Here is a 22,115-nt window from a genome sequence, read left to right as displayed (position 1 = left end):
TCGCACCGCCGCTAAATCCTGCGTAATTTGACACAAAGGTTGTGGAGGAATTTTCAAAATCAATTGAGGAATAATCTTCTGCATAAATCGCTCCGCCTGAGCTTGCCGCTATATTGCCTTTAAATGTCGCTGTGCTGCCTTCAAATATTAAAATTGCAGTATTGGAATTAGATGCTTGTGTGGCTATCGCTCCGCCGTTTTTCTCTGTATTATTTTCAATAAAATCTATCTTAGAATTGTTAAAAGTCACTGTTGAATTACTGCCAAAGAATATTGCGCCGCCGCCTGTGCCGACACTGGGATTATCCTCTGCAACTGCATTATTATTTTTAAACAAAGCATAACTGTTTGTCCAGCTTATAGCCGAATTTTGCCAAATATCCATAGCTCCGCCGTTTCGTGTTGCTTGGTTGCCGATAAACGATGTAGTACTGAAAGTAATTGTTACACTAGAATTGCTTAGAATATGAATTGCACCACCATTATTTGTGCTATTATTGTTGAAATTTATAATGCTATTATTGTTCCAATTTGACTTAGCTCCATTTTGAAAATCTATTGCTCCGCCGCCATTTTTGGAGGAATTTGAAGTGAAAGTCATTGTGCTGTTAGTAAAGTTTAAAGTTGAATTGCTGCCTGTGATATAAATCGCTCCGCCGCTGTCATCTGTCGCAGTATTACTGCTAAATGTTGTTGAACTTCCAGAAAATGTAACCGTTGCGCCTGAATTTGCATATATTGCCCCACCGGAATTTTTTGCCTGATTACCTGAAAAAGTTACATCAATACTATCTATAAAGCTCAAAGCAGAATTACTGCCTGTGATATAAATCGCGCCGCCGCTATAGTTTGAGTAATTTGATGAAAAAGTTGTAATGCTATTTTCAAAAGTTGTAGTTGTCCTATCTACTAAATTCATCGCACCGCCATTACTACCTGCAATTGAATTATTTGAAAAATTAATAGTGCCGCTTGAATATATTATGATTGACCTGTTTGTTCCATTATTATTATTAGTATTAATTGCCCTATTGTTATTAATGAAAGAGATATTATATAGTGATAAAAGAATGTTATTGTTATTGTTATTATTATTTAAATAAATAGCGCCATCGTTCGCTTTCATATTTCTTATATTTATGTCATTAATACATAAAGTCTTAGTCCTATCTTGTGCAATATTTGAAACAGTCATACCATAGGCATTATTGTTGCCATTTAACTCGTATCTACCACCATCATTTTTTAAACCATTTATTGTTTTAGTTCCTGAATAGTAGTTCCATATACTATTATTATTAGTAAACAGAATATCCTTAGTTAGATTTATTATCAAATTTTCATTTTGAGTACCTGAAGAGAAGTAATCTTTAAAGTCATTATTAGTACCACCTTTAGTATATGTATCAACACTAACAGTAGTCTGCGCGCCTGCCTCAACTAAACAGAGCAACAATAAAAATAACGATAACAACAAAATATTTTTCATTTTTTTCCTTCTTATGAAATTCTACTATGTATTTTGTAATATTTTAATAAAATTCTAAAAAACTGGAACAGAGTTCTGATACATTTATAAATTATTTTTCAATTTTAACGTGATTGTCTTGAATTATACAATATTTATTAAAATAAAATACATATATTTATTGTAAGGCGGCTTACTATAAATAGTTGTATAGATATATGTAGATACACGGCAAAAATACCCAGTATTGCTCTAAAGATAGTTATTATCAGCCGATTTATCAACAACATTATAAAGAAAGTAATTTGTCAAATTTATCAAATAATGTACAAATAAAATTATAAAAATATTTTTTATAATCAATACTTACATTTATTATTGTTACCACTGAGAACGATTTGAAATAAAAAAGATTTATGAATTAATGTCAGAAGGAGAGTTTTTAATCTCTATTCTTTCCAATTTGGCATTAATTGAACCTATGGGAATCTTCACTTTAAGATACACAGGCATCTTTTTTTTATCTGCGGTAACCCAAACCAGCATTTTGCCTTTTGCATTCATTATCCCGGCGTTTTCTCTGATATTGGGTTCAAGAACAAAACAGTCAAATTCCCCCAAAGGAACCTTAACTTTTTCTTTTCTAAGAACTTTAATGACAAGCGGCCAAGATAAATCGCCGGAATGAGCGTCTAAAACATATTTTTCTCCGACTTCAATATCCAAAGTCCTCATATAATATAAAGCTGAAAGCACGTCCTGTACGTTTTCGGTAATTTCACCTTTTTTCATTTTGCCGCTGTCATTGAGTAAAAAGGTTTTCTCAGGTTGGTTAAAATATAGTATTTCGTATTTTTTCCATCCGCCTTCCGAAATAATCGAAACATATCTCAAAGACGTTTTGCTTTCTTCATCAAGCCACGATTCATTTGTGTCGCGCACTTTAAAAAAATTGTCAAAAAAAGGCTTTGTTTTGGCATAAGAATATATGTGGAGCGCTTTTCTGCCTTCAATATCCTCAAAACCTCTTAGTTCCAAACTTGCTTCGCCGACAGTTATAAATTTCCACATCACATTAAATACGAGCTTTTCATATTCCGCAAAAGGTGCACCGGCGCTTATGCGCCATGTATAAGATTTTCTTATTTTTTCGCGTTTTTCACATTCTATTTTCAGTTTACCCGCGATATATCCCTCATCTTTGGATTGCAAAACCACCGCATGCGAACTCTCAATAATACATAATAAAAATGCAGTGATAACGAAAAGCCTTACCTTTTTGTGCATTTAGCATCCCTAATTATACAATTTGCCGCTTGTTTCAAAGTCTTACATACGGACAAAGGTTTTATCTTTTGATATTTAACATTTTTATATTGTCTTTTGCCATGCCCCGTTAAAACTAAAATTCCTTTTCCTCCAGCATTGTATCCCAGAAGATAATCACGCACACTGTCGCCTACTGTATAAGATTTTTCAAGGTCTATATTCAGCTCAGCTGCTGCTTTTAAAAGCATACCCGTTTTAGGTTTTCTGCAATCGCAGTTGTCTTTGTCGGCATGCGGACAATAATATAAAGCATCTATTTTTGCGCCCTGCACTTTTAACAAATCAATAAATCTTTTATTTACTTTTTTAAATTCTTTTTCACCAAACATCCCTCTTGCTATGCCGGACTGATTGGTAACGACAATAATTTTAAATCCTGCCTTGCGTAATTTATTTATGCTTTCGGCTGCGACCACGTAAAGTTTTACTTGTTCGGGACTGCTCAAATAATTTTTATCAAAAATCACCGTGCCATCTCTGTCTAAAAACACCGCAGGCTTTTTAATATTATTTTTTCCCATTGTTCTTTTCCCGTTTTAAAAACCGGCTTTACCGTCAGCACGGCCGTTTTTTCTTTTATTATGTCATCGGTAAAGTATGCAATTTTAACCGCATCTTTCGCGGTAATTATTATATAAGCGCTGCCCGTTTTGTCGAAAATCGAATTTATGGTTTTTTTATCGTATTTTGCATGATCAGGCAAAACAAAGCTGCCTTTGACCTTTATTCCCGATTTTTCAACCGAACTCCTAAAACCTTTTGCAAAACCTACGCCGCTTAAAATGTAAACATCATTGTCTTTAAGTTTGCCCGTGTCAAAATTATCATGGAGATTTATTTGTTTGTATTTGTAGTCTCCATAATAAGTTGTCAAAGAATCTTTTCCTGAAATTTCAAAAATTTCCTTTTGCAGCTTTCCAAGAACCTCAGATGGCACCATATCGGAATTCGTAATAATTATCAATCCTGCTCTTTTTAAAGCTTTGGGACTTTCCCTTAAAATTCCGGCGGGGATAATCATTCCGTTTCCAAAAGGATTTGCTGCATTTAAACAGACTATGTCCAAATCTCTTTGTATTTTCCAGTGCTGAAATCCGTCGTCTAAAACATATACGTCTGGATTTATTTCTTTTTTAAAACGCAAAGCATTATCGTATCTTTTTGCACCGATTATAACATTTGCGTCAGGGACGCTTTTAAAAATTAAAAGAGGCTCGTCGCCTGTTTGTAAAACAGACGCGGGGGCGCCGTCTTTTTTTAGCAATATGGGCTTTGCTTCTTTGCGGGCATATCCTCTTGTTAAAACTGCGGGATTTAAATTATTTTTTAAAAGCGTTTCAAGCAGTTCTATTACTATGGGCGTTTTTCCTGAGCCGCCCCAAGTAATATTTCCCACGCTTACAACGGGCTTATCTAGATATTTTGATTTCGTAAAATGGCGGTCGGCTTTTGATGCAAGATCATACAAAACGGAAAATGGATATAAAAATTTATTCACTTTTTTTATTTTCCAATTCCCAAAGTTTTATATATTTCATCAGTGTGTAAAAACACGAATATAAAAGTGCCAAAATAAACCCCACTAAACCGTCTAGAAAACCTCTTTTAAAAACATACATTTTCAAAAACATAGCGCATGGATTAAATATGAGATTTAAAATGCTAAATTTCTTTCCCATATTAAACATTTCTTTGGCGCGTAAATCCGTATAATAATCCGACTTTGCGATAAACTGCTTTATGTCGTCATACGGATAATGAAGTATATCACCTTTAAAATAATTTATTTTCCCTTTATAATCTATACCTTCGTGTACAAGCTGGTTTTTATATCTCACTTCATTTTTATTAAACAAGACAGGGTGCCTGTAATCCGGATACCAGCCCGAATGCATAATCCATCTGTTTATGAATTTACTTTTTCGCGGCGCTACAAAAATAACGCCTTGCGGGGAATTTTGAAGCTCTTTTTCTATTTCAGACTTTAATTGCACGGATATTCTTTCATCAGAATCCAAACATATAACCCATTCATAAGAACATTGTTCTAAAGCAAAATTTCTTTGAGCGCCGAATCCTTCAAGCTTATGCTGAACCATTTTGCAGCCCAGCTCTTTTGCTATTTCGACAGTAGCATCATCGCTGAAAGAGTCAACAATGACAATTTCGTCGGCTAATTTCACACTTTCAATACATTCTTTAATATGCCTTTCGGAATTCTTTGTGAGAATATAAGCTGAAACTTTTCTCATTTTTTATCTGCCATAATTTTATCGTAAACATCTACGATGCCTTTGACCATATTGTCTATTGTAAATTTTGATTCGACAAACTTTTTTCCTTCTAAACCAAACTTTTTTGCCTTCTCGGAATTTCCTATAAGCTGCTTGATTGCTTGTACCGTTTCGTCCGTATTTGACGGCTGTATTAATATCCCTGTCCGTTCATTAATAAACGTTTCGGGAATTCCTCCGACATTTGTGCCGATGACGGGCTTTCCCAAAGCTTGTGCCTCTATAAGAACATTTCCGACACCTTCGGTATCCCATGACAAAAGACAAAATACGTCCATACTAAGAATAAATTTTTGCACATGTTCCTGATAACCGACAAAAAAAACAATATCATCCACTTCGAAAGATTTTGCATAATCTTTTTGCTTTTCAATTCCGGCTCCGCCGCCTACTATCAGATATCTCAAATCGGGATAATCTTTTCTGAGATTTTTAGCGGCTTCAATAAGATAGATTTGTCCTTTGCCTCTGAAATCGACTATTGCTCCGACTGTTCCGACAACCTGTTTTCCTTTAAGATTATATTTTTCCATAATATCGATATAGCCGGCATTAATATCAAACCTTTCAAAATCTAATCCGTTATAAACTGTAAAGACCTTATTTTTTGGAACTCTTTCATATTTTATAAGCCCATCAGCCACAGCTTTTGAAACGGTTATAACGGCATCCGCGAATTTGTAGTGAAGCCTGCTGTAAAATCCATGTCTTGTATCCTGTCTTCTGTGAAATACGATTTTTATTTTATGACAAAATATTCTGGCAATAACAGACTGCCAGTAAAGTTTACCCTGATGCACATGAACTATGTCTATTTTATATTTTTTAATTATTTTGATAAGTCTGATTATTCCAAAAGGATCAAAAGAGCCGCCGGCTTTGAAATTTACGGTCTCAAGATTTTTCTCTAAAGACTGTTCATACATATAAGTGCCTTTGCGCACAGCCATAACATTTTCAAGCAAACCCGATTTCTGTAGTTTGTCGGCTAAAAAAAGAGTCTTTTTTTCGGCACCCCCAGCAGTTTTTGAAGAAAATATATGGAGAACTCTGTATTTCATTTGAATATCTTTTTTCCCAAAGAAATATATTCTTTAACGGTCGCTTTAAAAAATGTTTCAGCATACTTCATACCCGGAATTTTTATTTCCGCCCAGTACTGATTTAACCCTTGGGCGATTTTTACATAATCTCTGGATGATGTCTGCGTTTTATAACATTCTATCGCCGTCTTTTTCTCTTCCCAAACATCACTTATATCAATTATGCTGTTAGGATTTAGCGGTGCCCATACCGAATAAGCGTAAATCATAATATTCAAATCGATTTTATTTTTTATTTTTATTAAAGCTTTGGAAACTGCGCGATGATCGGGATGATTGTCAAACCAGAAAGGAAGAAAAACTATTTCGGGAGTAGTTTTTTTTAACAGCATTATCATATTTTCCTCAAAAGCTTTGTTGCCGTCAAGAGTTCTTAAAGGAAACTGCAAAAAATGATTCCTTTTTGAACCGAGTGTTGACGCTGCTTTTTCGGATTCTTTCATTCTTTCGGCACTGTCAAAAGTACAAAAGGCGATTTCGGCGATTTTACCGGACTTCGTATGCTTTATAACGGTGCCCGCACAGCCTATGGCTTCATCATCCTGATGAGGAGCGATGACCAAAACCTTTTCGCCGGGAAGCGCATCTTCTTTCGGAATAGAATAATTTATAAAAGGCTGGATATGCTCAAATAATCTGAAAAGATGCCTGTAACGCAGATACTTCATTATTATCTCCATTTACCATAAATATATTTTGACTAATTCTACAATATTTTTCCCTTATATAAAAGGGATTATAGGATTAAAACCTGGCATCGGCCTTTTTTCAAAAAAAGAAGAAAAAGACAAATAAAAAGAGAAAAAATGCTCATCAAAAAAAAATTTGATATAATCACAAAAGTTGTCCATGCAAAGCTGTAGGCACTTTAAAACAGATTAACTCTTTATTGTCATTAGCCTTTCTCATCCACCTTAAAAATAACTTCTTTCCTGCTTGAAAAACATTTTCTTACATTGTCTGTCAGACAAATTAATATATATCCACCATTTCTCAGCTTATTTGTTTTGAAATCGGAAAGGTGTACAAAAAATCCGCCGCTTTTAAAAAGCGGCGGATTTTTTGGCCTTTTTATATTAATTAATATTTTACGCCGATTTTGATTTTTTTATTTCTTTTATTATATTCGGAATTATTTCATACAAATCGCCTTCAAGAGCGTAAGTTGCAGTCTGCATCATAGGGCATGCTACATCTTTGTTTATAGCTATAATGGTGTCTGATGAACCCATTCCGACCATATGCTGAATCTGTCCTGAAATTCCGCAGGCTATATAAATTTTCGGAGCGACAGTTCTTCCTGTTTGACCGACTTGATGAGAATAAGGAATCCAATCTGAATCGACAGCCGCCCTTGACGAACCTACAGCTCCGCCGAGAAGGTCGGCCAGCTCCTGAAGAAGTTTGAATCCTTCAGCGCCACCCAATCCTCTTCCGCCGGATACGATAATATCAGCGTCAGATATATTTATATGAGCACTTTCGTCTTTAACGTACTGCAAAAATTTTGTTCTATTAATAAGAGTCTGCGCATCAAATTTGGGTTCAACAACTTCGCCTTTTCTGCCATTTTCGATTTTAGCTTCTTTGAAAACTTTGTGTCTTACCGTAGCCATCTGTGGACGATGTCTGGGCGTAAGAATTGTAGCCATAATATTTCCACCGAAAGCAGGCCTTGTCTGAAGAAGATTTCTTGTTTCCGTATCAACTTCGAGAGAGGTGCAGTCCGCCGTCAACCCCGTATGAATTCTTGCGGCAACTCTCGATGCAAAAGAACGTCCTATGTTTGTGGCGCCCATTAAAATTATTTCAGGCTTTTCGTTTTGTATAAGCTGCGTTAAAACAGCGGTATAAGTATCATCTTGAAATTCTGCAAAAACCACATCATCAAAAACATAAACTTTATCCGCTCCTCTGTCGATTAAGTCATGCGTTTTTCCTTTAATTTCCGAACCTATCAAAACCGCGCTTAAAGTAACTCCGAGCTTATCCGCAAGCCTTCTTCCTTCATTGAGAAGTTCGAATACCACGCTTGAAATCTCTCCATGCCTCTGTTCCGCATAAACCCAAATGCCTTTGTAATCATCTTTATTTATACCCGCTTTCGGAGCGTCTTTTTGCAATTCTATGGCCTTGAATTTGCAGATTTCAACGCATGCTCCGCAATAAGTACATTTATTTATGTCTATAACGGCAAGCTGCTGTTTTCTGGGGTGCTGTGATCTTTCGACCATCGAAATAACACCAAAAGGGCATACGTCTATGCACATTTTGCAGCCTATGCATTTATCCGCCAAAATATGTATATTGTTTGACATTGAATATATTCCCCCGAATATAAAATCTTAAATTAAGCCCGTCTCCGACAACTTTTTAACGAATGCGGCTGCCACTTCCTGTGCTTCTCCATTGAATTTTTCGCCGCCTTTTCTCTGAGGAGGTGTAAAAATTTTCATAACCTGAGTCGGAGAGCCGTTAAGACCTATTTTTTGAATATCCGCTCCTATTGACGCCGCATCAAGCGTTTTTATGACGGCTTTTTTTGCAGCCATTTTACCTTTTAAAGAAGGAATCCTAGGAGTGTTTATTTCTTTTACAACTGTCAAAAGAACCGGAAGAGTGGTTTCAATAATGTCATAACCATCTTCCATCATTCTTTCGACTTTCATAGTTTTATCGCTTATATCTTCGATTCTTTTAACGTACGCCACATGCGGTATGTTAAGCATTTCTGCAACTCCAGGACCAACCTGAGCAGTATCTCCGTCGGTAGCCTGTTTGCCGCAAAATATCACGCTGTATCCGCCGACATATTTTATCGCGCTTGCAAGCGCATAAGAAGTAGCGAGAGTGTCTGCTCCGCCGAAAGCTCTGCCGCTGACAAGAACAGCCTCATCAGCACCTCTGGATATTGCTTCTCTTAAAGCAGATTCAGCCTGAGGCGGACCCATTGTTACGACAATAACTTTACCACCAATTCTTTCTTTGAGCCTCACGCCTTCTTCTATGGCGTATTCGTCAAACGGGTTGATTATCGACTCTACTCCTTCTCTTTTTAGTCTTCCCGTTTCTGCATCAATCTGAACGTTGGTGGTGTTGGGCACTTGTTTTATACAGACTATTATATTCATTGTGTCTAACCCCTGACAATTTTATTTGGATTTTGCTGATTCTTTTATAAGGTTTAAAGCAATCTCATTTTTTTGGATCTGGCTTGTTCCTTCGTAAAGCGTCGTTATTTTGGCATCTCTCATCATTTTTTCTACGGGATATTCTCTGCAATAGCCATAGCCGCCAAAAATTTGAACGGCATTTGTCGTAACTTTCATCGCGACTTCTGAACAGAATAATTTTGCCATCGCCGACTCTTTGCTTGTTCTTACTCCATCGCCTTTATCTATATTTCTTGACACGGCATAAAGCAGGGATCTGGCTGCTTCGACTTCAGTTGCCATATCGGCAAGCATATGCTGAATTCCCTGAAACGAAGAAATAGCCTGTCCAAACTGCACTCTTTTTCTGGCGTATGCTACAGCCTCTTCCAAAGCTCCTGCCGCTATTCCTAAAGCCTGAGCTGCAACGCCTGGACGCGAATTGTCCAGCGTAGCCTGCGCAATCATCAAACCGTGTCCCTCTTTTCCCAAAAGCTGGTCCTTATGAACTTTGCAGTTGTTGAATATCAATTCTCTCGTTGAAGAAGCCTTGATACCCATTTTCTTTTCTTTTTTACCAAAATCAAAGCCGGGCATACCTTTTTCGAGAATAAAACATGAAATTCCCCTTGCACCTCTTGAAGGATTTGTTTTTGCAAAAACCGTGTATGTTTCCGCGTCGCCGCCGTTGGTGATAAAACATTTTGTTCCATTAAGAGTATAATAATCTCCATCTTTAACAGCCATGGTTCTCATTCCTGTAGCATCAGAACCTGCTTCGGACTCGGTCAAACCAAAAGCTGCAAGTTTTTTGCCCGAAGCTATATCTGGAAGATATTTTTGTTTCTGTTCTTCGCTGCCCGCTATAAGAATCGGGAGCGTTCCCAAAGCTGTTGCAGCAAGCGATAAAGCTACGGCGCCATCGACTTTACAAAGTTCTTCGACTACTAAAACCAATCCCATAATTCCTTTCCCGAAACCGCCATACTCTTGCGGAATATATACTCCGCACAAATCGGCCTGAGCAAACTCTTTTACTATCTCCCAAGGAAATTCTTCTTTTTCATCATAATGCTCTCTGACGGGCTTCATTTTTTCGCGAGCGATAGTTCTTGCGGTCTCAACCATCATCTGCTCTTCTTCAGACAAAAAATAATCCATAGTCATGTTGATGCTCCTCAAATTAAGGTTTTATTTATATATTTTATAGCTTTTTCAGCGGCCGCCTGCTGTGCTTCTTTTTTAGAATGACCCGCACCTTTGCCTAAGAATTTGTCTTTCACATAAACTGCCACTTCAAAATTTTTATCGTGGTCGGGTCCGTATTCTTTTAAGACTTTGTATTCTGGCAAAACTTTATATTCCGATTGAGCAATTTCCTGAAGCCTGCTTTTATAATCTGTTATTATTATTTCCCGCTGTTTGTCAAAAAATTTTAAAACGAACTTTTTTGCTTCATCTAGACCGCCGTCAAGATAAACAGAGCAAACGACAGCTTCAAAAACATCACAGAGCAGACCTTCTCTGCCTCTGGCTTCTTTCGTATCATCGCTTCTGCCCAACAAAATAAAACCACCTAACTTAATTTCTTTTGCCCATACGCTTAAATTCTGTGATGAAATAATTTGAGATTTTAACTGGGAGAGTTTTCCTTCGGGTTCATCGGGATATCTGAGATAAAAATATTCTGCAACAATAGCGGACAGAATGCTGTCGCCCAGAAATTCCATCCGCTCATTGTATATTTTCGGTCCCGATTCAGCCGCATACGACTTATGAGTCAGAGCGGTTATTAAAACTTCAGGGTTTTTAAATTCGTATCCAATAACCTTTTGAAGTTCGTCAAGACTTTTATTTGACATATTTTTTTACTATTACCGCAGCATTATGTCCGCCGAAACCCAATGAATTTGAAAGAGCACAGTTTATCTGTCGGTTTCTGGCTGTATTGGGAACATAATCCAAATCGCATTCTGGATCTGGCGTTTCGTAATTAATAGTAGGATGAATAAATCCAGCATTCATCGAAAGAACGGTCGCCGCAAGTTCTACACCTGCTGCCGCGCCCAAGAGATGTCCCATCATCGATTTTGTCGATGAAATGGGTATTTTATACGCTCTTTCTCCGAAAACCTTTTTTATCGCCGCAGTTTCTGTTTTATCGTTTAATCCTGTTGACGTGCCGTGTGCGTTGATATAGTCGACTTCTTCTCTCGAAATATCAGCATCGGCAATCGCTTTTTCCATAGCAAGAATCGCCGCTATGCCTTCAGGATCGGGAGCCGTTATATGATATGCGTCGTCCGACGCTCCGTATCCAGCAAATTCCGCATATATTTTCGCACCCCTGTCCAAAGCGTGTTCCAGAGTTTCAAATACTATGATTCCCGCACCTTCGCCCATGACAAAGCCGTCACGATTTTTGTCAAACGGCCTTGAGGCCTTCTGCGGTTCATCATTTCTCTGCGATACAGCTTTCATATTGCAAAAACCCGAAAGTCCCAAAGGAGTTATCACGCCTTCAGCTCCTCCTGAAATTACTATGTCGGCATCTCCGCTGCGAAGTATTCTCAAAGCGTCTCCCATAGCATGATTCGCAGAAGCACAGGCGCTTGTAACCGCATAATTTGTGCCAGTAAAACCGTACTGAATCGCAATCTCGCCAGGAAGCATGTTTGTGATAATCATGGGAATAAGAAAAGGGCTTACTCTTCTAGGTCCTTTCTCTAGAAGAATTTTTTCTTCTTCTTCGATTATATCTAAACCGCCCATGCCGGTACCAGTAACAACGCCGATTCTTGACCTATCTTCTTTCGATAAATCGATCCCAGAATCTTCTACAGCCATTTTAGCGGCCGAGATGCCCAACTGAGTAAATCTTGCCATTCTTTTGGCTTTTTTCTTGTCAATAAAAACTTCTGGATTAAAATCTTTTATATAACCGCTGATTTTGGAAGAAAAATTACCAGTGTCAAAATGTTCGATGGCGGAAATGCCCGACTTACCGTTTCTCAAAGCTTCGGTAAATTCATTATTGTCCGCTCCTATAGGAGAAACTACTCCTATGCCCGTTATCACTATTCTTTTTTTCATTGTAATGCCTTAATTTATTTTGCCGCGTGAACTTTAATATATTCGACAGCATTGCCTACAGTCTGAATTTTTTCGGCTTCTTCATCCGGGATTTCTATACCAAACTCTTCTTCAAAAGCCATTACGAGTTCAACCGTATCCAGCGAATCCGCTCCTAAATCATTGACGAATGAGGCACCTGTTACCACCTCTGCAGGATCGACGCCCAACTGCTCAACGATAATTTCTTTTACTCTAGCTTCCGTATCTGCCATTTTACTGCCCCCTTTTTCTCTTATTTATTCAAACAGGCTTTTATATCGCCGTTTTAATTACATGTACATTCCGCCGTTTACCGAAAGAATGTGACCCGTTATGTATGACGAATCGTCACTTGCAAAAAATAAAGCACCTTTTGCTATATCGGAAACTTCTCCAAGCCTTGCCAGTGGTATGGCATCTGCCATCGCTTTTCTCTGCTCTTCGGTCAGTTTATCTGTCATTGCGGTGCGGATAAACCCTGGCGCTATCGCATTTACAAGAATATTTCTTGAAGCAAACTCTTTAGCGCAGGTTTTGGTCATCGCTATTACGCCACCTTTGGCAGCAGAATAATTTATCTGCCCCGCATTTCCCATCTGCCCAACTACCGAAGCTATGTTTATTATTCTTCCCTGTCTTTGTTTCAGCATTGGCCTTGCCACCGCTTTAATACAGTTGAAAATGCCTTTTAAGTTAACCGCGATAACTGCATCCCATTCCGCTTCCGTCATTCTTAAGACGAGATTATCTTTGGTTATTCCTGCATTGTTCACTAGTATATCTATTTTCAAAAATTTGTCAAGCGAGCTTTTAACAAGATTTTCACACTCTTCAAGCTTTGCCACATTTCCAACGACAGATATTACCTCCGTTGAGAATTTTTCTTTTATTTCATCGGCCGCCTTTTGCGACATTTCGGCATTAATATCGGATATTACCAGATTCGCGCCTTCCTGCGCAAAAATTTCCGCTATCGCTCTTCCTATCCCTTGGGCGGAACCCGTTATGACCGCCGTTTTACCTTTAAGTCTCATTTGTTTAACTCCTCTACAGTTTTTTCAAGCGAAACACCGTTTTCAATATTTAAAGCTTTTTTTGTTCTATCGATTCTTCTTAAAAGACCTGTCAAAACTCTTCCTGGACCGACTTCTATAAACTTATCAAATCCTGCATTTATAATATTTTGAATGCTTTCATCCCATTTAACCGCACTTTTTATCTGCTTTACAAGTTTTTCTTGAACAGTTACGGAATCTTTTGTCAAAATAGCATCGCAATTTGTATAAACGCCAAAAGAAGGAACAGTATAATTGTATTTTTGAAGTTCTTCGCTCATCATATCTGCCGCAGAAGACATCAGCGATGAATGGAAAGGTCCCGAGACGTTTAGAATAACGCTTTTTAACGCTCCTGCAGCCGAAGCAAGTTCAACGGCTTTATTTATCGCCGCAAACGTTCCAGCTATGACTATTTGTCCCGGTGAATTGAAATTAACTGCTTCACAAACCCCTTCGCTTGAAGCTTTTTTGCATATGTCTTCAACTACAGCTTTTTCCATGCCCATAACTGCCGCCATCGTTCCGGGATTAGATTCGGAAGCTTTTTGAATGTATTCTCCTCTTGCCCTGACCATTGCCAAACCATCTTTAAAACTAAAAAAACCAGCAGCGCAAAGAGCCGAATATTCGCCCAGAGAATGTCCCGCCGCGACAAATTCATGTTTGGAAAAATCCAAACTTTCCTTAAGAACTTCAAAAGTTGCCATACTTACGACAAAAATTGCCGGCTGCGTATATTTTGTTATCTTTAAAGTATCCTCAGTGCCTTCAAAAATGATTTTTTTAAGTTCATCTCCGGATTGGTCAATAATTTCTTTGGCCTTCGGATATTTGTCATAAAACTCTTTTCCCATTCCCACATATTGAGAACCCTGACCAGGAAACATCAATGCTATCTTTGACATTTAAACCCCTTATTATATATGTGTATTACAAATTTTTTTTCTTTAAAACTCCAGTTATGATTCGCCAGCAACATTATATGCGTATAATGGCGGAACCCCATGTAAAACCGCCGCCGAAAGCTACAAGTTCAACCAAATCACCTTTTGCAAGTTTTCCCATTTTTATGGCTTCATCAAGCGCCGTTATTGTAGTTGCCGAAGAAATATTTCCGGTTTTATGAATATTTACAAAAACTCTTTCCATAGAAACATTAAGCTTTTTTGCCACAGCTTCGATAATTCTCATATTTGCCTGATGAGGTATAAATAATTTTATATCGTCCGGCCTTTTATCAGCAAGTTCTAAAGCTTTTTGTGCAGCTAAAACCATTTTCGGAACAGCAACTTTAAAAACTTCTTTTCCGAGCATTTTCATCGTATGAAGTTTTTTGTTTACAGTATCTATAGTTGCAGGATGAATCGAACCGCCGCCCGGCAAAAAAAGAAGATCGGCATAAGAACCGTCCGCTCCAAGATAAAAAGAAAGTATGTCATCATTTTCTTCCGATGCACTCAAAATCATGGCTCCAGAACCATCGCCGAACAAAACGCATGTATTCCTGTCCGTCCAATCGGTAATTTTTGAAAGCGTTTCCGAACCGACAAGAAGAATATTTTTGTATGCACCAGATTCTATATAGCCTTTGGCAACGGACAAACCGTATATAAATCCGCTGCAGGCCGCTAATAAATCGAATGCAGGAACATTTTTTATTGCGAGTTTTGCTTGAAGCATGCATGCAGTCGAAGGAAAAAACATATCTGGAGTAATCGTAGCTACTAAAATCAAATCTATCTCTCCAGCGTCCATGCCAGCGGCTTTCAGTGCTTCGAGAGAAGCATAATAAGCAAGAACTGACGTAGCTTCACTTGCTTCAGCTATACGCCTTTCTTTGATTCCCGTCCTTGTAGTGATCCATTCGTCCGAAGTTTCAACCATTTTTTCAATATCGGAATTAGTGAGAACTTTTTTCGGAAAATATGAACCTGTACCTGAAATTTTTACGCCTATTTTTTTATTCATTTTTGTTTAACCGTTTGACACATTATTTATTTTGGCTCCGTATTTTGCAACCGCATCTTTAATTTCATTCGTTAAATCGTGTTCGGCGGCGCGCGCACCTGCAAGAATTGCATTTTTTACGGCTTTCCCATTCGAACTTCCGTGTCCGATTATGCATACTCCGTCAACGCCGAGCAAAGGAGCCCCTCCTGACTCACTGTAATCGACTTTTTTGCGCAAATCACTTAAAGCGGTCCATAAAAAAGGAAGAGAAGCCCATGCTATAGGATGCTTTTTAAACCCTTTTTTAACAAGTTTAAGTATCATCTCAGCAAGACCTTCTCCAAATTTTAAAATTACGTTTCCGAGAAAACCGTCGCATATTACAACATCGGCTTTTCCTTTTGGAATGTCGTGGCCTTCAATATTTCCGATAAAATTTAAATCGGTTTTTTTAAGCATATCAAAAGCCAAAAGTGAAAGTTCATTGCCTTTTGTGGACTCTTCGCCTATTGATACAAGACCTACTCTCGGATTTTCTATCGCAAAAACTTTTTCGCAAAATAAGCTTGCCATTATAGCAAACTGAAACAAATGCTCTGGTTTACAATCTACATTGGCTCCAGCATCTGCTATTATACAATAGCCATCGATAGTTGGAAAAGTAGTAGATATGGCAGGTCTTAATACACCTTCTATTCTTTTTAAATAAAAAAGCGCAGCCGCCATTGCCGCTCCTGAATTTCCTAAAGAAACACAGGCATCGGCCTTTCCGGCAGCGACAAGCTTAGCGCATACCGACAAAGAAGAATCTTTCTTTTGCCTTACGGATTTTGCTGGATGTTCATCCATTCCTATAACTTCTGTGGCATTAACTATTTCAATGTCCAGAGAAGTCAGATTAAATCTTTTTTGATGTTTTAACAGCTCTTCGGCTATTAACTTTTCTCGACCGATAAGCAGTATTTTATGTTTTGATTCTTTTGCCGCAAGAAGAGCACCTTCCACCGTAGAAACCGGCGCAAAGTCTCCCCCCATTGCATCAAGTGCAATTCTCATTATTTTGAAGCCCCTTGTTCCTGTGTTTGTGCGGCTGATTTTTTAACTTTTTTAGGAATTATAAGTTTCCCGTTGTAAAAACCGCAGCTGGGACAAACTTTATGAGGCATTTTAGCAGCTCCACAGTTAGGGCATTTGCTTGAATTAGGCACGTCCAATTTAGAGTTCGCCGATCTTCTGCAATCTCTGCGGTGAGGGGTGTGTTTTCTTTTTGGATTTGGCATTTTTACTTCCTCCGTTATTATTTGCTCACTTTTTTATTTTTATTGAACAAGCTTTCCCATCTGTACTTTATAAAATCTTCGTTTTGTCTGCTCTGACAAGTGCATCTGTCCGTTTCTTTATTATGTTTGCCGCATTGTGGACAGATGCCAAGACATTCCTGATCACATAAAGGTTTTGATGGTATTTCAAGAATAAGTCTCTGCCGTATTTCTTCCCCCATATCGACTTCGCCGTTTAGAAAATCCATATCGGTTTCTATATACAATTCTACGGGGTGTCGATAAATAGAAAGACAGCGGGCGCATTCCATTTCAATATAGCCTTCAACTGCACCGCTGGCATACACTTTATCATCAGATATTTTGATTACTTTGAGATCAACCACAATATTTGAAGAATAACCTATATCGCCTTCAAATTTACCTATTCTTCTCTCAACTACTTCAGATTTTATAAAATCCGAAGTATTAAAAATTAGCTGCTTCATAAGCTTAGAAACCTGTCTGTAACCTCTGTAAATACAGATATTAGATTATAAAATGTGCTTAATCGTTTGTCAATACCCTTTTTGACTCGCGCACTATCATCAATTCTTCGTTTGTAGGTATTATCATAATTTTAACTTTTGAATTTTCTGTTGAAACAAACCTTTCACTGCTTGAAGGTTCGTTATTTTTATCAATATCCATTTCTATTCCGAGCGCTGAAAGGTTTTTGCAGATATGTTCCCTTACAGAAGGAGAATTCTCTCCTATCCCGGCCGTAAATACCAAAGCGTCCGTACCGTTTAAAATGCCGAAATATGAACTTATATATTTTTTAACGCTGTAACAAAGCATTTCAAAAGCAAGTTTTGCCTTTTTATTTCCCGCGGCAACAGCTTTGACTATAGTTCTCATATCTCCAGAAAGCCCTGATATCCCAAGCAGACCGCTTTTTTTGTTCAATAAAATGTTAAGGTCTTCCGCCGCAGCGTACTCTTTATCTATATTAATAATGTAAGGAATAACGGCTGGATCTATATCACCACATCTTGAACCCATAACCACTCCTTGTAGCGGAGTAAAACCCATTGAAGTATCAATAACTTTACCATATTCGACGGCTGCAAGACTGCTTCCATTGCCAAGATGGCAGGTAATAATTTTAGTTTCTTCTATAGGCTTTCCGAGCATTGCGGCAGCTCTTTGTGAAACATAATTATGTGACGTCCCATGAAAACCGTATTTCCTTATGTGCTCTTTTTCATATAATTCATAAGGCAGGGCATACATGTACGCATAATCGGGAATTGTTTGGTGAAAAGCTGTATCGAAAACCAAAACAGAAGGGATTCCTGGAAGCATTTTTTCAACGGCCAGAATACCAGCATAATGTCCGGGTGTGTGCAGAGGAGCTATTGAAAAACATTCTTTCAAACCTTTTTTTACTTCTTCATCGACAAGAACAGATTTTGAAAATTTGTCTCCTCCGTGAACTATCCTGTGGCCTATAACTGAAATTTCATCTATATTCTTTATGCTGCCAGTCTGCTTATCCATCAAATTTTTTATAATAAGCTCAACCGCTTCCATATGGTTTGTTACTTTCACAGACTCTTTTTGTTCTTCACTTCCAGCCGTTTGCTTTTTATAGTATGCTTCGGGCAGACCTATACATTCTATTATGCCCCAAGCTATCTTTTTTTCCGTATCCATTTCAAACAGAGTATATTTCACAGAAGACGAACCACAATTTACAACGAGTACTTTCATTTAAATTTTCCTTTTAATCCAATCATCATAATCGTCAACCGAAAGAAAAGCGGCAAATTCTAGTCTTTCGGCGTCAAACCTTTTTATTATATCTCCCGACACTTTTTTACATACGATATCTGGTTTTATGATTACAAAAGTTCTTTCAATTTATTTTAATTTTTTTATTATTGCCTGTCCCATCTCTTTTGTCCCTGCAGTTCCGCCTAAATCATAAGTTACGCACTTTTTTTCTTCAATAACGGCGGCAACAGCTTTTTCAAGCCTGAAAGCTGCTCCGGTTTCACCAATATGTTCAAGCATAAGTTTTGCGGACAAGATAACAGCAGTAGGATTTACTTTATTTTGTCCTTTATATTTCGGGGCAGAACCGTGCACTGCTTCAAAAACAGCTATATCTTTGCCAAAATTGGCTCCCGGTGCAACCCCCAAACCACCTACAAGTCCAGCACAAAGGTCGGACAAAATGTCTCCGTAAAGATTAGGCAGCGCTATAACGTCATAGAGTTCCGGTTTTTGCACAAGCTGCATGCACATATTATCTATAAGCCTTTCTTCATACTCTATTTTACCTTTATACTCTTTTGCCACCTTTTGAGCCGTTCTGAAAAAAAGACCGTCAGTGCATTTCATAATATTCGCTTTTGCCACTGCGGTTACCTTTCTTCGATTATGCTTTACAGCATAATCAAAAGCGAATCTTACGATTCTCTCAGAACCAAATTCTGAAAGGGGTTTTATTGAGATAGCCGAATGTTCCCTTATTTTATTTTTTGATATTTCTATTATTTTTTTTACTTCTGGGGAATCTTCGGGATATTCTACGCCCGCATACAAATCTTCTGTGTTTTCTCTTACAACTACCAAATCTATATTGTCATATTTTGATTTTACACCAAAATAAGTTTTGCACGGTCTGAGACATGAGTAAAGGTCAAGTTCTTTTCTTATAGCGACATTTACAGAACGAAAACCCGTACCGATAGGCGTAGTAATAGGACCCTTTAATGCGATTTTATTTTTCGCTATGGAATCCAAAGTGCTTTGCGGAAGCGGAGTGCCTTCTTTTTCCATTATATCAATGCCCGCGTGAGCTATTTCCCAATCGATTTTGACTCCCGTAGCTTCAACTACTTTTATGGCAACTTCGGTAATTTCTGGTCCAGTGCCATCACCCGGTATCAACGTAATTTTGTGCAACATGTTATTGCTCCTATACCTATAATTAAAATATATTTATTTTTCAATGAATTTTAAAGCAAAATTTTACAGAATTACAAAAAAATTGTCAAGAAAATAAGATATTCGATTAGAAACTTAAATCCACAAAGCGGAGATTTTATTGATTGGATAAATTGCTTTTAGATAATTAAGGGGGCAAAAATTCTTCATAAGTTTTTCTAAAAATCTTTTTCATCTAGTTTGTTATTCTCGTGTGAACAGGGATATATTTTGTTGTTATTGTTTGAGGAGTGTTTGTCAATTTAAATTTGTGATGGTAAAATTTATAATAGGTGTGCGGCAATCCCCATCATTAATTCCCCTTTTAAAAAAATGACAAACAACAAATGTCAAAAAAGACTACCCCGCAACTATGTTGCACCCCTTCACAGAAGGGGAAGTTTAACAGTTTGTTATTTCTTTTTCTACTGCTTCTTTTGCTTCTTTTAGTAAACGTTCGCTTTCTGTGCGCAGTTTAAAGCTCTTTTCTATTAATTCAGCAATTTTACGTTGAATCTTTATGTCAATGATAGGAATGACGACTTTTTTAATCTCATCTACTCGCCAATGCAAAATAATCGAACCACCTGCGTCGTGTTCGGCTTGTTGTTGTACTACTTTAGAGTTTAATGTCAAAGTTAGGTATTCAGGTAAAACTTTCTTGTCTTTGATGTTTAAATGCAAAATAGCTCCCGAAGTAATAAAATTGGCATCTTCATATAGAAGATATGCCGTGCCTGCGCTGCCGTCTTTGGAAAACAGTATTGTTTCTTTTTTGGGTTTAAGGCTGTTTATCAATGTTCTATTGGCATTGTAAAAGTTATCGGATAGCTTTTTTTCAGGCTCTGAAATCCCAAATTTGTTATAATCAGAAACGCGTAAAAACGGCAATCCTTCATCGCTGTATGCCTCCGACCCCGGTTCTATTGACTTTTTAATTGATACTAAATTACTTAACAAATCATATTCCTGTTGTTTAACTTTTGATATTATTTCCTCATACTTTGGCTGGTAGTATTCGGCGTCTAGCCGCCCTGTTGTTAAAAACGATTCTTTGAATGTTTTTATCGACTTGTTTTTATTTGTAGGTTGAAAATCTTTTAATCCTATCGCTTCTAATAGCAATTCTTCTGCTTGACGGTAAAGCGACTTTGAGTCATTAAATATTTTTTGTGACTCCATTATAAGAGAACGAATTCTATTTTGAATATCAATATTGATTATTGGAATATATAAAGATTTTATAGCTTCTTTATCAATACTTAACGGCATTGTTCCATTTATTTTTCGTTTAATTATATTTGACCCTATCCTTGAATTTAAAAATGCCCATAAATAGTATTCGTTTACCCCGCAATTAGGTTTAAGTTTTAATAAAAATAAATTCATTCCTAATGACACTGGCTTATTAAGTTTTGGCATTAAGTAAGATTTTCCGGGTATTCCTATTTTATTAATTAGTAATTCTCCTCCGTAAATTTTGCTTTTAGATAAAAAATTGTAGGCATTCTCAGAAATATATTTAACCCCTGTTTCGTAATTTTGCGTTTCCAAATCAGTACTTCTTACCATATAAGCATAGTCAGGCTCATCAAGCAGCTTGAAGTTTTGGGCAATTATCTCATAACTGCCATTAGCATGAAAATCTGTCAAACAAGCAATAATATCTCTAATAGTAGAATGTTTCATCTTTTTGACGAACTTATATGCATTAATATATTCTTTCTTGAAAAATTCATTGTCTATTCTAAATTTTTCGTTATCCAACAATATATCGCTCTTTTTTATTTCTGCTATCTCCAGCCTTTCCAATAACTCCTTATATCTTCCTTCATCAAAAGGTTCTATTTCCTCTTTGCTCCCCTCATCTCCGTGAGGGGATGTTAAAAAAAACTTAACTTTTCCTTCTTCCCAAACTCTATAAACGCTTCCGCTATACCCTCTTTTGTCAACCCTTCATGGTTAAATAAATCGTGCTTTACTATCAAATGCCCATGTTCGTCCCTAAAACTCTCATATATCTTCTCCCCTCCATTGTCTTTCCCGGCTTCCCTCATCGTTCCAAAAAATATCGGATAATCTTCTACCTTTGGGCATTTCTTATCATCCCATTTCTGCACAAATAATACACTCGTCTTTGTACCTGTGTGCGGCCTAAACGTATTTGCATGCAACCCCACTACCGCCAATATCCTACACCTCTCCGCTATATATTCTCTTATATACTTATCACTTGAATTGTTAAATCTACCTTGCGGCAACACTATCGCCATTCGACCTCCTGATTTTAAAAAATTTAAATTCCTCTCTATAAATAGTATATCCCTGCTTACCTTTCTTTGCTTTTTCCCTCCGCTGTTTTTGGCTGTCACACTATTGACCAGTATTACC

24 protein-coding genes are annotated in these 22,115 nt (G+C 37.4%); all 24 read right to left on the bottom strand.

The window, feature by feature from the left end; genetic code table 11:
* A partial coding sequence (locus tag LBD46_05460) for a hypothetical protein (GenBank protein ID MDR2426609.1) occupies positions 1 to 1,489 on the bottom strand: 1,489 nt, incomplete at its 3' end.
* A gap of 393 nt (positions 1,490 to 1,882) precedes the next feature.
* The gene (locus LBD46_05455) at positions 1,883 to 2,755 is read right to left on the bottom strand and encodes a DUF3108 domain-containing protein (protein MDR2426608.1); all 873 of its coding nucleotides are present in this window, start codon (positions 2,753 to 2,755) and stop codon (positions 1,883 to 1,885) included.
* The gene (locus LBD46_05450) at positions 2,740 to 3,318 is read right to left on the bottom strand and encodes an HAD family hydrolase (protein MDR2426607.1); all 579 of its coding nucleotides are present in this window, start codon (positions 3,316 to 3,318) and stop codon (positions 2,740 to 2,742) included. Before LBD46_05450 ends, LBD46_05455 begins: the two co-directional genes overlap by 16 nt.
* Positions 3,279 to 4,295 (bottom strand): tetraacyldisaccharide 4'-kinase, encoded by a 1,017-nt coding sequence (gene lpxK / locus LBD46_05445; GenBank protein ID MDR2426606.1) that lies wholly within the window; start codon positions 4,293 to 4,295, stop codon positions 3,279 to 3,281. Before lpxK ends, LBD46_05450 begins: the two co-directional genes overlap by 40 nt.
* Complete coding sequence (locus tag LBD46_05440; GenBank protein ID MDR2426605.1) at positions 4,288 to 5,049, bottom strand: glycosyltransferase family 2 protein; 762 nt, start codon at positions 5,047 to 5,049, stop codon at positions 4,288 to 4,290. Before LBD46_05440 ends, lpxK begins: the two co-directional genes overlap by 8 nt.
* Positions 5,046 to 6,152, bottom strand: coding sequence for a glycosyltransferase family 4 protein (locus LBD46_05435; GenBank protein MDR2426604.1), 1,107 nt, complete (start codon positions 6,150 to 6,152; stop codon positions 5,046 to 5,048). Before LBD46_05435 ends, LBD46_05440 begins: the two co-directional genes overlap by 4 nt.
* A complete protein-coding gene (locus LBD46_05430; GenBank protein MDR2426603.1) occupies positions 6,149 to 6,862 on the bottom strand; it encodes a PIG-L family deacetylase in 714 nt (237 codons plus the stop codon). The genes LBD46_05435 and LBD46_05430 overlap by 4 nt, the downstream gene beginning before the upstream one ends.
* A 420-nt stretch (positions 6,863 to 7,282) precedes the next feature.
* A complete protein-coding gene (locus LBD46_05425) occupies positions 7,283 to 8,512 on the bottom strand; it encodes an electron transfer flavoprotein subunit alpha (GenBank protein ID MDR2426602.1) in 1,230 nt (409 codons plus the stop codon).
* A gap of 27 nt (positions 8,513 to 8,539) precedes the next feature.
* Entirely contained in the window at positions 8,540 to 9,325 is a 786-nt protein-coding gene (locus LBD46_05420) for an electron transfer flavoprotein subunit beta/FixA family protein (protein ID MDR2426601.1), read from the bottom strand.
* Positions 9,326 to 9,346: 21 nt separating this feature from the next.
* Positions 9,347 to 10,513 (bottom strand): acyl-CoA dehydrogenase family protein, encoded by a 1,167-nt coding sequence (locus LBD46_05415; GenBank protein ID MDR2426600.1) that lies wholly within the window; start codon positions 10,511 to 10,513, stop codon positions 9,347 to 9,349.
* Positions 10,514 to 10,524: 11 nt separating this feature from the next.
* Complete coding sequence (rnc, locus tag LBD46_05410) at positions 10,525 to 11,208, bottom strand: ribonuclease III (GenBank protein ID MDR2426599.1); 684 nt, start codon at positions 11,206 to 11,208, stop codon at positions 10,525 to 10,527.
* Positions 11,198 to 12,439, bottom strand: a complete 1,242-nt coding sequence (gene fabF / locus LBD46_05405; GenBank protein ID MDR2426598.1) for a beta-ketoacyl-ACP synthase II — start codon at positions 12,437 to 12,439, stop codon at positions 11,198 to 11,200. The genes rnc and fabF overlap by 11 nt, the downstream gene beginning before the upstream one ends.
* 14 nt (positions 12,440 to 12,453) lie before the next feature.
* Positions 12,454 to 12,693 carry an acyl carrier protein gene (locus LBD46_05400; protein ID MDR2426597.1) on the bottom strand — a complete coding sequence of 80 codons (240 nt, stop codon included), beginning with the start codon at positions 12,691 to 12,693 and terminating at the stop codon, positions 12,454 to 12,456.
* Between the two features lie 57 nt (positions 12,694 to 12,750).
* Positions 12,751 to 13,494: a 3-oxoacyl-[acyl-carrier-protein] reductase gene (fabG, locus tag LBD46_05395; protein ID MDR2426596.1), complete on the bottom strand. Its 744-nt coding sequence runs from the start codon at positions 13,492 to 13,494 to the stop codon at positions 12,751 to 12,753.
* The gene (fabD, locus tag LBD46_05390; protein ID MDR2426595.1) at positions 13,491 to 14,423 is read right to left on the bottom strand and encodes an ACP S-malonyltransferase; all 933 of its coding nucleotides are present in this window, start codon (positions 14,421 to 14,423) and stop codon (positions 13,491 to 13,493) included. Before fabD ends, fabG begins: the two co-directional genes overlap by 4 nt.
* A gap of 73 nt (positions 14,424 to 14,496) precedes the next feature.
* Positions 14,497 to 15,474, bottom strand: coding sequence for a ketoacyl-ACP synthase III (locus tag LBD46_05385; GenBank protein ID MDR2426594.1), 978 nt, complete (start codon positions 15,472 to 15,474; stop codon positions 14,497 to 14,499).
* An 18-nt stretch (positions 15,475 to 15,492) separates the two neighbouring features.
* Entirely contained in the window at positions 15,493 to 16,524 is a 1,032-nt protein-coding gene (gene plsX / locus LBD46_05380; GenBank protein ID MDR2426593.1) for a phosphate acyltransferase PlsX, read from the bottom strand.
* The gene (gene rpmF / locus LBD46_05375) at positions 16,524 to 16,748 is read right to left on the bottom strand and encodes a 50S ribosomal protein L32 (GenBank protein MDR2426592.1); all 225 of its coding nucleotides are present in this window, start codon (positions 16,746 to 16,748) and stop codon (positions 16,524 to 16,526) included. Before rpmF ends, plsX begins: the two co-directional genes overlap by 1 nt.
* A gap of 17 nt (positions 16,749 to 16,765) precedes the next feature.
* Complete coding sequence (locus tag LBD46_05370) at positions 16,766 to 17,236, bottom strand: YceD family protein (GenBank protein MDR2426591.1); 471 nt, start codon at positions 17,234 to 17,236, stop codon at positions 16,766 to 16,768.
* Between the two features lie 58 nt (positions 17,237 to 17,294).
* Positions 17,295 to 18,503: an acetate kinase gene (locus LBD46_05365; GenBank protein ID MDR2426590.1), complete on the bottom strand. Its 1,209-nt coding sequence runs from the start codon at positions 18,501 to 18,503 to the stop codon at positions 17,295 to 17,297.
* Complete coding sequence (locus LBD46_05360) at positions 18,504 to 18,635, bottom strand: hypothetical protein (protein MDR2426589.1); 132 nt, start codon at positions 18,633 to 18,635, stop codon at positions 18,504 to 18,506. It abuts the gene before it with no gap.
* Between the two features lie 18 nt (positions 18,636 to 18,653).
* A complete protein-coding gene (locus LBD46_05355; protein ID MDR2426588.1) occupies positions 18,654 to 19,706 on the bottom strand; it encodes an isocitrate/isopropylmalate dehydrogenase family protein in 1,053 nt (350 codons plus the stop codon).
* Between the two features lie 420 nt (positions 19,707 to 20,126).
* The gene (locus tag LBD46_05350) at positions 20,127 to 21,494 is read right to left on the bottom strand and encodes a restriction endonuclease subunit S (protein ID MDR2426587.1); all 1,368 of its coding nucleotides are present in this window, start codon (positions 21,492 to 21,494) and stop codon (positions 20,127 to 20,129) included.
* Positions 21,495 to 21,607: 113 nt separating this feature from the next.
* Positions 21,608 to 22,115 (bottom strand): N-6 DNA methylase (locus tag LBD46_05345; GenBank protein ID MDR2426586.1); only part of this gene is annotated, 508 nt, incomplete at its 5' end.

The organism is Candidatus Endomicrobium procryptotermitis (assembly GCA_031279415.1).
GTDB lineage: Bacteria > Elusimicrobiota > Endomicrobiia > Endomicrobiales > Endomicrobiaceae > Endomicrobium_B > Endomicrobium_B procryptotermitis.
The sequence above is the reverse complement of the archived record's forward strand: the minus strand, read 5'-3'. Positions and strand labels throughout refer to the sequence as shown.